Source organism: Pseudomonas sp. FG47 (assembly GCF_057809115.1).
The window spans coordinates 1-8,126 of sequence record NZ_JBMDJI010000071.1 but is presented as its reverse complement, the minus strand read 5'-3'; the positions used below and the strand labels follow the sequence as shown (position 1 = coordinate 8,126).

The window sequence follows — 8,126 nt, the reverse complement described above, 5'->3', positions numbered from 1 at the left end:
TAGGGCCCATCCTGGGCCCCAGCGCTTGACGGGCATCCATGCCCGTCACCTCCCTGCGCAAGGCCTGCGTTCGGCCTCCTGAAGTCGCGAAGTTACGGGCGGCGCCTGCACTGGCGCAGCTGTCGCTCGTTGGGGTTGGCGCTAGCCTCTTGATCGGCAACGGCAACGGCAACGGCAACGGCAACGGCAACGGCAACGGCAACGGAAAGCGTTGGCACTCGCCTGAAAGGCCGTTAATCGTTAATGCAGGATCTGCTTCAAGAACGCCTGCGCCCGCGCCGTCCGGGGCTGTCCGAAGAACACCTCCGGGCTACTGTCCTCGATGATCTGCCCGCCCTCAAGAAACAGCACCCGCTGCGCCACTTGCCGGGCAAACCCCATCTCGTGGGTCACGCAGAGCATGGTCATCCCGGTGTCCGCCAACTGCACCAACACCTCCAGCACCTCGGCGACCATCTCTGGGTCCAGCGCCGAGGTCGGCTCGTCGAACAGCATGATCCGCGGCTTCATGCACAGCGCCCGGGCAATCGCCACCCGTTGTTGCTGCCCACCGGAAAGCTGGCTGGGATACTTGTGCGCCTGGTTCTCGATACCCACCTTGCTCAGGTACAGCCGCGCGCGCTCCTCGGCCTCCCGGCGCGACAAGCCACGCACGCTCATCGGCGCCAGCAGGCAGTTGTCGAGCACGCTCATGTGCGGGAACAGGTTGAAGTGCTGGAACACCATGCCGATCTCGCTGCGTACCTGGCTGGCCTGGCGGCTGTTGCCCGCCAGGTCGATACCGGCCACCTGGATGCTGCCCTGCTCGGCGACCTCCAGGCGATTGATGCAGCGAATCAGCGTCGACTTGCCCGAGCCAGAAGGGCCACAGAGCACGATACGCTCACCCTCGCGCACCGACAGGTCGATATCGTGCAGTACATGGAAAGCACCGTAATGCTTGTTCAGGCCCTCGATGCGGATCAGCTCCGGGCGCGGGTCGGGGGCAGGGGACAGGCTGGCAAGGCTCAAAGGGGCGGTCATGTTGTTGTTCTCCCGCAGGGGCGTCAGTCGAAACGCGCGGCGCTGTAGGGCGCCGGGTCGGTGAAGGGAGGCGCGCCGGTCAGCAGCTCCGCCAGCAGGCGGCCACTCACCGGACCCAGGGTCAGGCCATGATGGGCGTGGCCGAAGTTGAACCACAGGTTGCGGTGCCGGGGCGCCGGGCCGATCACCGGGCGCATGTCCGGCAGGCATGGGCGACGGCCCAGCCAGGGTTTGTCGTCCAGGCGCTCGCCCAAGGCCGGGAACAACTTGCGCGCCAGGGCCTCGCAGCGGCGCAGCTGGATTTCATTGACGGCGGCGTCGCTGGCGGCAAACTCGATGCCAGTGGTCAGACGCACGCCCCGGGCCATTGGCGCCAGCACGTAGCCGCCCTGGGTGTCGCACACCGAATGGCTGAGTTCGGCGCCGCCGCGGGTGCTGTAGTGCATGTGGTAGCCGCGCTTGATGCCCAGCGGGAAGTGGTAGCCCAGGCGTTCGTACAGCTCGGCCGACTGCGGGCCCAGGCAGGCCACCACCTCGTCGGCGCTGACCGTGCCACGGCGGCTGTCCAGCTGCCAGCCAGCCTCGACCTGGCGCAGGCTGCGGGCATCGCCGTGAAGGAACTGTCCGCCGCGCTGGACGAACAGCGCCGCATAGCCGCGGGTGAGGCCACCGGGGTTGCTCACGGTCTTCGGGTCGAGCCAGTGGATACCCCCCTTGACGTCGCCGTCGAGCTGCTGCTCGCGGGCCTGCAGCGCCGCGCGATCGAGGATCTCGTAGCGCAGGCCATAACGGGCCAGGCCCGGCAGTTCCTGCTTGGCCTTGGCGAACAAGGCGTCGTCGCGGTACACCTCGATCCAGCCCTTGGCCTGGACCAGGGCTTGCAGGCCGGCGGCCTCGATCAGCGCGTCGTGTTCCTCGACGCTGCGTTGCACCAGCGGCAGCATGTCTGCCGCGGCCTTGGCCAGGCGCCCCGGCGCCGACTGCTGCCAATAGCGCAGCAGCCAGGGCGCCGCCTGGGGCAGGTGGGCCAGGCTGTAGCGCACGTCGGGCTGGCGGTTCAGGCCGTAGCGCAGCAAGGCGCTGAATTGGCGCGGGAAGGCGTAGGGAATCACGCTGGAGCGTTCGATCAGCCCGGCGTTGCCATGGCTGGTGCCACTGCCGGGCTCGTCGCGGTCGATGAGGATCACCTGGCGCCCGCGGGCTTGCAGGTGCAGGGCGGTACAGACACCGACGATGCCGGCGCCCAGGACGATGGTCTGGCAATACATGGAACCCTTCCTTCAATCAGTTCAGGTGGCGGCCCAGGCGGGCCTCCAGGTGTTTCAGGGCGCGCCTGACGATCTCCACGATCAGCAGGTAGAGCACCGCCGCCCACAGGTAGATCTGGAAGTCGAAGCTGCGCGAGAAGGCCAGCTTGGTCACCCCCATCAGGTCGTAAATGGTCACCAGCGAGGCGATGGCGCTGGCCTTGATCATCATGATCAGCTCGTTGCCCAGTGGGCCGATGGCCACCAGCAGCGACTGCGGCAACACCACCTTGAAGAAGGTGGTCGAGCGCTTGAGGTTCAGGGCCCGGGCCGCTTCGTACTGGCCGGGGGCGACGGCCATCAGGCTGGCGCGGAAGATCTCGGCCTGGTAGGCGGCGGTGTTGAGGGTGAAGGCGAGCAGCGCGCAGTACCAGGCTTCGCGGAAGAACCACCACAGCCCGAGGTCTTGCCAGAAACCCTTGAGCGAGCCCAGCCCGTAGTACAGCAAGAACAGCTGGGCCAGCAGCGGCGAGCCACGGAAGAAATACACATAGCCGGCGGCCAGACGGCGCAGGGCGACGCTGCGCGACATCCGCGCCAAGGCCAGCAGCATGCCCAGCAGCGCACCGAGGGTGAACGAGATCGCCACCAGCTTGGCGGTCACCAGCAGCCCGTCGATGAAGCGCCCGCCGTAACGTTCCAGCAGGTCGGGGTCGAGCACATAGGCCAGCAATTGCTCGAAGGTCATGGCCGGACTCCTAGCAGGTGACGGTTGCTGCGCCGCTCCAGCAGGGCGAAGACCTGCCCCGATAGCGCCGAGAACAGCAGGTAGACCAGGCAGGCCACGCCATAGAACAGCATCGGCTGCTTGGTCACGCTGACCGCCAGGTTGGTCTGGCGCATCAGGTCGATCAGCGAGATGGTCGAGACCAGCGAGGTGTCCTTGAGCAGGCTCAGCCAGTTGTTCGACAAGCCTGGCAGGGCGATACGCGCCAGTTGCGGCAGTTGCACTTTGAAAAACGCCGTGCGCCGGCTTAGGCCCAGGGCCGAGCAGGCCTCGAGTTGCCCCTTGGGCAGGGTCTTGAAGGCCATCAGCCAGATCTCGCTGGAGAAGGCGGCGAACACCAGGCTGAAGGCGGCCATGGCGGCGAGGAAGGTGTTGATCAGCACCTCGCCTTCATAGCCCATGGCGGCGAGGATCTTCTGCGCGGCGATCTGGCAGCCGTAGTAGATGATCAGCAGCGTAAGCAGTTCGGGCAGGCCGCGGAACACCGTGGAAAAGGTGGTGGCCCAGGCCCTTGGCAGGCGTTTGCGCGAGCGCGCCGCCAGGGCCACCAGCAGCCCGAGGGGCAGGCCGATGGGCAGGCAGGCCAGGGCCAGCGATACGGTGACCAGGGCGCCGGCCAGCAGCGCCTGGCCCCAGCCGCCACTGGCGAAGGACAGCAGGGAGAGTTGATCGAGCATGGATTGAGCCCTCGAGGTCGGCGAATCCGAGCGCGCTTGCGCCCTTCGCGACACCAGGCCGCCCCTACAGAGGCGCGCGGTCGCTTGTAGGAGCGGCCTCGCGCCGCGAAAGGGCTGCGTAGCAGCCCCAGGAATCTGTCAGGCCAGCGCGTCAGTTGTAGATATCGAAGGCAAAGTACTTGCTCGCGATCTTCTGGTAGGTGCCGTTGGCGACGATTGCCGCCAACGCCTCGTTCAGCCGCGTGCGCAGGGCCTGGTCGTCCTTGCGCACGGCGATCGCCGCGTCAGCCTTGGTGCCGTCGACGTCCCCGAGGAGCTTGCAGCAGTCCTGGCCGTTCTTGTTCAGCCACTCATGCAGCGGGAACTTGTCGGCGATCACCCCGTCCAGGCGCCCGGCGGCAAGGTCGGCGTTGGCTTCGTCGAGGGTCGGGTACAGCTTCACGTCCGCGCCGGCCTTGCCGTACACGTCCTCGGCGTAGATCGCCTGGGTCGAGGCGGACTGGGCGCCGACCGTGTAGCCCTTGAAGTCGGTCTGCGCGTCTTTGATCTGGCTGTCCTTGGCCACCGCCACGGTCAGTGGGGTGCGGTAGTAGTGGTCGGTGAAGGCGATCTTCTTGCGTCGCTCCTGGGTATCGATCATCGAAGCCACCACCGCATCATACTTGCGCGCCATCAACGCCGGGATGATGCCTTCCCAATCCTGGGCCACCAGGGTGCATTCGACCTTCATCTGTTCGCACAGGGCATGGGTGATGTCGACATCGAAGCCGTGCAGCTTGTTGTCGGCATCGACGTAGTTGAACGGGGGGTACGCGCCTTCCGTGGCGAAGCGCAGGGTTTCGGCACTGGCGTGGCTTGCCAGCAGCAGGGCGCACGCGCCCACCATAGCCATGGTTCTTTTCATGTTGCACCTCTGTACCAGCACTCTTGCTATTGTTGTTTGCCCACCGGCCACGAGGTGTAGCCGACGAACTCGTTATGTAGAGCGGCAGTTGCTTCCAAGCGTGTTTCAACATCCGGTCCGAGCTTCTTGCAGACCTCGTTGACCATCAGGTGCACCCACGACAGCATCGTCGCGGTGGACTCCCAGAACAGATTGAATTCGGTGGGGATACGGAACACCTCGTCGGCGTTGTCGTCGGCCCAATCGCAGAAGGTATCGGTGACCAGGGTCACCGGGATGCCCCGCGCGCGCGCCTGCTGGCACAGTTGCAGGGCATGGCGTGAATAACGACGCGCCTCGAACACCACCAGGGCGCTGGCCCGCGGTTGGCCGAGCAGCACTTCGCCGAAATGCCCGGCGCTGCCATCGACCCGTTGCACGCCGTCGCGCAGGTATTGCAGCAGGTGGACCATGCACATGGCCACGCCGCGCTCGGTCTGAAAGCCGGCGATGAATACCCGTGGCGAATCGGCCAGGCGTCGGGCGACCTGGTGCCAGGCCTCGGTGCGGCTGTATTCGTGCACGCGCACCAGCGCGGCGATTTCCTTTTCCAGGCAGCCGTCGTGGTCGGATGGGGCGGTGGCCTGGCGGTATTCCTGCAGGCGATCGCCTACCAGCCAGGGGCCTTGGCCCAGGTCGCTCTGCAAGTCCTGCTTGAGCGCCTTGAGGTGGGCATAGCCGAGTGCGCGGCAGAAGCGCCCGACACTGGACTCGCTGACATCGAGCTTGGCGGCGATACTGGCGGAGGTCTGGAACGGCAGTTCATGCAGGTTGGCGAGCATGTAGCTGGCGATCTTGCGGCCGGAGGCTGCACTGCTGTGCAGGCTGCTTTCCAGGCGTTGCCTGATCGATGCGCTCATGGGCGGCTCCGGCTGATTTCTGGCGTGGAGAAGAAAATGGCTGTTTTCTGTCATCAAGTCAATATTTGACAGATAGCTGTCATTCGCGGGAGAGTCGGGGGCGTTGCGCTGTAGCGAATCCAATTCCAATAAAGGAGCTCCAGATGTCCGCACCTACCACCGGCGCAGTCGTGCGCGTGCCGTTTGCCGAACTGCAGGCGCTGTTGCAATCGATCTTGCAGCACCACGGTTGCAGCGAGGCCGTGGCCGCCGTGCTTGCCCACAACTGCGCCAGTGCCCAGCGCGATGGCGCCCATAGCCATGGGGTGTTCCGCATACCCGGTTATGTCTCGACGCTGGCCAGTGGCTGGGTCGATGGCAAGGCCCAGCCGGTGGTGAGCGATGTGGCGGCGGGGTATGTGCGGGTGGACGCCCGGGGCGGTTTTGCCCAGCCGGCCTTGGCCGCGGCCCGCAGCTTGCTGGTGGACAAGGCGCGCAACGCCGGCATCGCCGTGCTGGCCATCCATAATTCCCACCATTTCGCTGCCTTGTGGCCGGATGTCGAGCCGTTCGCCGAACAGGGGCTGGTGGCCTTGAGCGTGGTCAACAGCATGACCTGCGTGGTGCCCCATGGCGCGCGCAAGCCACTGTTCGGCACCAACCCCATTGCCTTCGCCGCGCCTTGCGCCGGGCATGATCCGATCGTGTTCGACATGGCCACCAGTGCCATGGCCCATGGCGATGTGCAGATCGCCGCGCGGGCGGGGCAGTCATTGCCTGAGGGCATGGGCGTGGATGCCGGCGGACAGCCGACCAGCGATCCCAAGGCCATCCTTGAGGGTGGCGCCTTGTTGCCGTTTGGCGGGCACAAGGGTTCGGCGCTGTCGATGATGGTCGAGCTGCTGGCGGCGGCGCTGACCGGCGGGCATTTCTCCTGGGAATTCGACTGGTCCGGGCACCCGGGGGCGAAGACGCCCTGGACTGGGCAGTTGCTCATCGTCATCGATCCGTCCAAGGCTGAAGGCGAACGCTTTGCCCTGCGCAGCCGCGAACTGGTGCGGCAGATGCAGGCGGTGGGGCTGAGCCGGATGCCGGGGGAACGTCGCTATCGCGAGCGCGAGGTCGCTGGGCGGGAGGGGGTGGCATTGAGCGAGCAGGAGTGGGCGGGGTTGCAGGCGCTGGTGGGGTGAGTTTGGGGCGGGGCCCAGAGGTGCTGGTCGAGCAACCCCCCCCTGAACGCGAGTTGACAGCCGCTCATTGCAACGCTGCCATAGACGATTGCCGGCCAGGGGATGTAACCCGCGCTGGCAGGCGGTATTCTCGATGTCATCTTCTATTCGCGACCCATCCGTACCAAGGAGCTGCACGCTGTGTTCAAACATGTCGATGCCTATGCCGGCGACCCGATTCTCTCGTTGATGGAAACCTTCAAGGCCGATCCCCGCGCCGACAAGGTCAACCTGAGCATCGGCCTGTACTACGACGAAGCGGGCGTGGTACCGCAGCTGGCGGCGGTGGCCGAGGTGGAAAAGCGCCTGGCCGGGCAACCCCACGAAGCCTCGCTGTACCTGCCCATGGAAGGCCTGGCCAGCTACCGCCAGGCGATCCAGGCCCTGCTGTTCGGCGCCGAGCACCCCGCGGTCAGCGCTGGCCGCGTGGCCACCGTGCAGACCGTCGGCGGCTCTGGCGCGCTGAAGGTCGGCGCCGATTTCCTCAAGCGCTACTTCGCCGGTTCCGAGGTCTGGGTCAGCGACCCAACCTGGGATAACCACCGGGCGATCTTCGAAGGCGCCGGTTTCAAGGTGCACAGCTACCCGTACTTCGACCAGGCCAGCCGTGGCGTCAATTTCGCCGGCATGCTCGACACCCTGCAGACCCTGCCGGCCAACAGCATCGTGCTGCTGCACCCGTGCTGCCACAACCCCACCGGTGCCGACCTCGACCAGCAGCAGTGGCAGCAGGTGATCGAAGTGGTCAAGGCGCGCCAGTTGATCCCGTTCCTCGACATCGCCTACCAGGGCTTCAGCGAATCGCTGGAGGCCGACGCCTACGCCATCCGCGAGATGGCCCGTGCCGGCGTGCCGTGCCTGGTGAGCAACTCGTTCTCGAAGATCTTCTCGCTGTACGGCGAGCGGGTAGGGGGCTTGTCGGTGGTCTGCGACGACGCCGACAGCGCCGCCAGCGTGCTCGGCCAGCTCAAGGCCACCGTGCGCCGCAATTACTCCAGCCCGCCGTTCTTCGGCGCGCAACTGGTGGCCGGCGTGCTCGGCGATGCCGGCCTCAACGCCCAGTGGGTGGCGGAAGTCGAAGTGATGCGCACGCGTATCCTGGCCATGCGCCAGGGCCTGGTCGACCTGCTTGGCGAGCTGCTGCCGGGCCAGGACTTCCAGTTCTTCCTGCGCCAGCGCGGCATGTTCAGCTACACCGGCTTCAGCGTCGAGCAGGTGCGTCGCCTGCGTGACGAGTTCGGGGTGTACCTGATCGACAGCGGCCGGGTGTGCATGTCCGGCCTGCGTCCGGCCAACCTGCGCCAGGTGGCCGAGGCGTTTGCCGCCGTGCAGAAGTAACCCAGCCGTTCGCCGGCAAGCCGGCTCCTACGCGTCCCGTAGG

The 8,126-nt window shown here is 66.2% G+C and carries 8 protein-coding genes; 2 read left to right on the top strand and 6 right to left on the bottom strand.

What is annotated here, in order from left to right; all coding sequences use genetic code 11:
• Window positions 1-240: 240 nt before the first annotated feature.
• The 6 genes from ACODS5_RS24420 to ACODS5_RS24395 form a co-directional block, all read right to left on the bottom strand.
• The gene (locus ACODS5_RS24420) at window positions 241-1,023 is read right to left on the bottom strand and encodes an amino acid ABC transporter ATP-binding protein (protein ID WP_134694174.1); all 783 of its coding nucleotides are present in this window, start codon (window positions 1,021-1,023) and stop codon (window positions 241-243) included.
• A 23-nt stretch (window positions 1,024-1,046) separates the two neighbouring features.
• Window positions 1,047-2,291 carry an FAD-dependent oxidoreductase gene (locus ACODS5_RS24415; protein ID WP_134694173.1) on the bottom strand — a complete coding sequence of 415 codons (1,245 nt, stop codon included), beginning with the start codon at window positions 2,289-2,291 and terminating at the stop codon, window positions 1,047-1,049.
• A 16-nt stretch (window positions 2,292-2,307) separates the two neighbouring features.
• Window positions 2,308-3,018: an ABC transporter permease gene (locus ACODS5_RS24410; RefSeq protein ID WP_134694172.1), complete on the bottom strand. Its 711-nt coding sequence runs from the start codon at window positions 3,016-3,018 to the stop codon at window positions 2,308-2,310.
• A complete protein-coding gene (locus ACODS5_RS24405) occupies window positions 3,015-3,734 on the bottom strand; it encodes an ABC transporter permease (RefSeq protein WP_489109862.1) in 720 nt (239 codons plus the stop codon). Before ACODS5_RS24405 ends, ACODS5_RS24410 begins: the two co-directional genes overlap by 4 nt.
• A 151-nt stretch (window positions 3,735-3,885) precedes the next feature.
• Complete coding sequence (locus ACODS5_RS24400) at window positions 3,886-4,638, bottom strand: transporter substrate-binding domain-containing protein (RefSeq protein ID WP_134694170.1); 753 nt, start codon at window positions 4,636-4,638, stop codon at window positions 3,886-3,888.
• Between the two features lie 26 nt (window positions 4,639-4,664).
• On the bottom strand, window positions 4,665-5,537 hold the full coding sequence (locus tag ACODS5_RS24395) for a MurR/RpiR family transcriptional regulator (RefSeq protein WP_134694169.1): 873 nt from the start codon (window positions 5,535-5,537) through the stop codon (window positions 4,665-4,667).
• 143 nt (window positions 5,538-5,680) lie between these two features.
• On the opposite strand from ACODS5_RS24395, the gene ACODS5_RS24390 reads away from it, so the two are divergent.
• Window positions 5,681-6,706 carry an Ldh family oxidoreductase gene (locus tag ACODS5_RS24390; RefSeq protein ID WP_489109861.1) on the top strand — a complete coding sequence of 342 codons (1,026 nt, stop codon included), beginning with the start codon at window positions 5,681-5,683 and terminating at the stop codon, window positions 6,704-6,706.
• Window positions 6,707-6,886: 180 nt separating this feature from the next.
• Window positions 6,887-8,083, top strand: a complete 1,197-nt coding sequence (locus tag ACODS5_RS24385; protein ID WP_134689766.1) for an amino acid aminotransferase — start codon at window positions 6,887-6,889, stop codon at window positions 8,081-8,083.
• Window positions 8,084-8,126: the final 43 nt, after the last annotated feature.